General features: G+C 59.7%; 1 protein-coding gene and 2 pseudogenes. 1 reads left to right on the forward strand and 2 read right to left on the reverse strand.

The genetic code is table 11. The features are described from left to right. Positions 1-160 precede the first annotated feature (160 nt). A complete protein-coding gene (locus I5W_RS12510) occupies positions 161-1,693 on the reverse strand; it encodes a methyl-accepting chemotaxis protein (protein WP_044529470.1) in 1,533 nt (510 codons plus the stop codon). A gap of 438 nt (positions 1,694-2,131) precedes the next feature. Further along, positions 2,132-2,932: pseudogene (locus tag I5W_RS12515) on the reverse strand (methyl-accepting chemotaxis protein); the annotation flags it as partial. Between I5W_RS12515 and I5W_RS29770 the strand changes: the two are divergent. Beyond that, positions 2,918-3,114 (forward strand): annotated as a pseudogene (locus I5W_RS29770) (aldehyde dehydrogenase family protein); the annotation flags it as partial. The pseudogenes I5W_RS12515 and I5W_RS29770 overlap by 15 nt on opposite strands.

Raw genomic sequence — 3,114 nt, forward strand, 5'->3', positions numbered from 1 at the left:
TAAAAATCAGTAGGTTAGGGTGGTGAGGCTGGTTATTTAAAAGGGGCATGAAACAACGATAAGTGATTGATTTTATGAAGTGCCTTTTTGTCCAATAACCCAGACCGGTACTGCTAGCGATCGACTGTCGTTTTGCAAGACTTCGCCGTCGCTGCCTGCTCTAGGTGATTCTGAAGACTGACATTGCCTGACTTAACTTGATGGATTGATCGCGCAGGTTTTCGGCAGCCGCCGCGGCCTGTTCCACCAGCGCTGCGTTCTGCTGCGTAGTTTCATCGATGGCATTGACGGCCTGGTTCAGCTGCTCGATGCCGCCGCTTTGCTCGTTGCTGGCCGCTGTGATCTCGGCCAGGGTCGCCGCCATGTTTTCTACCGCGCCACCCAGGTCGCCCATGGCTTGTGCTGTCTCGCGCACCAGCTTATTGCCGCTCTCGACCTTGGCGCGGGAGTCGTCGATCAAGCCCTTGATATCCTTGGCGGCAGACGCCGAGCGTTGCGCCAGGGTGCGCACTTCTGTCGCCACCACCGCAAAGCCGCGCCCCTGCTCGCCCGCGCGGGCCGCTTCCACGGCGGCGTTCAGCGCCAAGATATTGGTCTGGAAGGAAATGCCGTCGATGAGGCCGATGATGTCCACGATCTTGTACGAAGCGGCGTCGATCTCTTCCATCGTCTTGCCCATGCGCTGTACCGACTGGGTGCCGTGCTGGGCAATGGCCGAGGCGGATTGCGCCTGGCGGTTGGCATTGGCGGCAGAACCGGCGTTCTGGCGCACGGTGGCGGCGAACTGCTCGACGCTGGAAGCGGTTTCTTCCAGCGACGACGCCTGCGATTCGGTACGGCTGGACAGGTCCATGTTTCCGCTGGCGATTTCGCCGGTGGAGACGGTCATCGATTGCACGTTGCGGCGCACGTCGCCGATGATGGCGCGCAGGTTCACGTTCAGTTGCTGTAGAGCTTGCAGCAGCAGCCCCATGTCGCCGCTTGCGTTGGTATCGATATGCAGGTCCAGGTCGCCACCTGCCAGGCCATGCACTGACTTGATGGCCCGCTGCAGCGGCGCCACGATGCTCGCGTGCAGCAGCGCCCAGGATGCCAGCAGCAGGGCCGTGCCGGCGAAGGTGCCCAGCCACACCACATAGGGGCTGCCGCCGGCCGTTTGCACGGCACTGCCCGCAACCGCGCCACCGAGGATGAACATGAGCGTGAGCACACTCATCATCCAGCCCAGCCGCTTGCCCACCGGCATATCGCGCAGGCCCTGCAGCCAGCCGGTCAACCCGGTACGGGCCACTGCACCGCGATGAATGCGCAGGCCTCGCGCCTGGCCGCCGATGAAGCGCCGATAGGCAGTATCGGCGGCCTGCACCTGTTCACGCGAGGGGCGGGTACGCACCGACATGTAGCCGACGGCGCGGCCGTTTTCGCGCACCGGGGTGACGTTGGCCTGGACCCAATAGTAATCGCCATTCTTGCAGCGGTTCTTGACCAGTCCATTCCAGGGAAGGCCTTCCTTGAGCGTGGCCCACATGTCGGCGAAGGCCTCGCGCGGCATTTCAGGATGGCGCACGATGTTCTGCGGCGCACCGATCAACTCCGCCTCCTCGAAGCCGCTGATTTCCACGAAGTAAGGATTGACGTAGGTGATGTTGCCCTGCAGGTCGGTCTTGGAGACGATGGACTCCCAAGACCTTATTGGCCGTACGTCCGTTGAGAATTGCGAAGCAGAATTTTTGCCGAATGCGAATATCCAAATGAGGTAAGAAAAATCTATAGCTCCCCTTTTTTTGCAAGGCCGATTTTGAAGAAGTGTTTGGCTTGCCTAAATCTATCCGGCGTCATTATTGAGAACGAAGTCCCAGCGCCCACAATGAGAATCGCGCCCGACGGTTCTAAAAAATGCCTCGGCCTTGATGGCCGATTTTCTTGCCAGGTTATTCGTTTGGCCGTTGTGCCGTTCATGTCATCCAATGTCAGCGATCGCAAAACTAGGTTGGTGGTCTCCTAAATGAAAACACCCTACAGCGTAACCGCCTGTAGGGTGGGGGGGCATCTCATTAATGCCCACATTTTGAGCGGGCATTTCTCTAAGAAGATCGTGATGAGTTATCCATCCTTAGTGGATCAGTTCTCTTCAGAAGGTCTCCCAATCACCCGACGCATCATCGCTCTTAACCGAAGGGGCCTCCTTCTGTTCGGTGCTCCTTGACTTGTCTGGGAGGGCGCGGGCAACTGCAGGCGCAGAACGTACCGTGTTAGTACGTGCCTTCGGCTTGACGCTAGCGACGGCGGACATGTGAGACTCCGTACTCCGTTGTTGCGGCACAGAGCCAGTTTTGAAGATGCTCACCGCTCTACGCAACTCGGTCGCCTGCTCTGACATTGCCTGCGCAGCTGCAGCAGCCTCTTCCACTAGCGCAGCGTTCTGCTGGGTGACCTGGTCCATCTGACTCAAGGCCTGATTCACCTGCTCGATACCGGCAGTCTGTTCTGCGGAGGCTGCCGTGATCTCGTTCATAATGTCAGTTACATTTCGTACAGCCTGCATCACTTCTTTGATGGTATCCCCAGCCTCGCCGACCAACTGCGTACCACGTTCCACTCGATCCCCCGACAGGGTGATGAGTTCCTTGACGTCCTTGGCCGCAGCCGCGCTGCGCTGTGCCAGTGAGCGCACCTCGCTGGCAACAACGGCGAAGCCACGCCCTTGCTCTCCAGCCCTCGCCGCTTCGACTGCTGCATTGAGCGCCAGGATGTTGGTCTGGAACGCGATGCCTTCGATGACGGTAATGATGTCGCCAACCTTGTCGGAACTGTCCGAGATTTCATTCATAGTATCAACCACGCGGCTAACCACCTCGCCGCCCCTGCTCGCAAGCGACGAGGCGTTCTCTGCCAGGGCATTGGCCTGCTTGGCATTATCGGAGTTCTGCCGGCCATCACGCCGTGGAATTTCCCGGCGGCCATGATCGCCCGCAAGATCGCCCCGGCCCTGGCCGCAGGCTGCACCGTGGTGTGCAAGCCGGCCGAAGATACGCCCCTGACCTCGCTGGCGATCATCCGCCTGGCGCTGGAAGCCGGTGTGCCGGCCGGTGTGATCAACATCTCACCGCTCGC

It is taken from the genome of Herbaspirillum sp. B65 (genome assembly GCF_000333555.1).
Taxonomy (GTDB): Bacteria; Pseudomonadota; Gammaproteobacteria; order Burkholderiales; family Burkholderiaceae_D; genus Herbaspirillum; species Herbaspirillum rubrisubalbicans.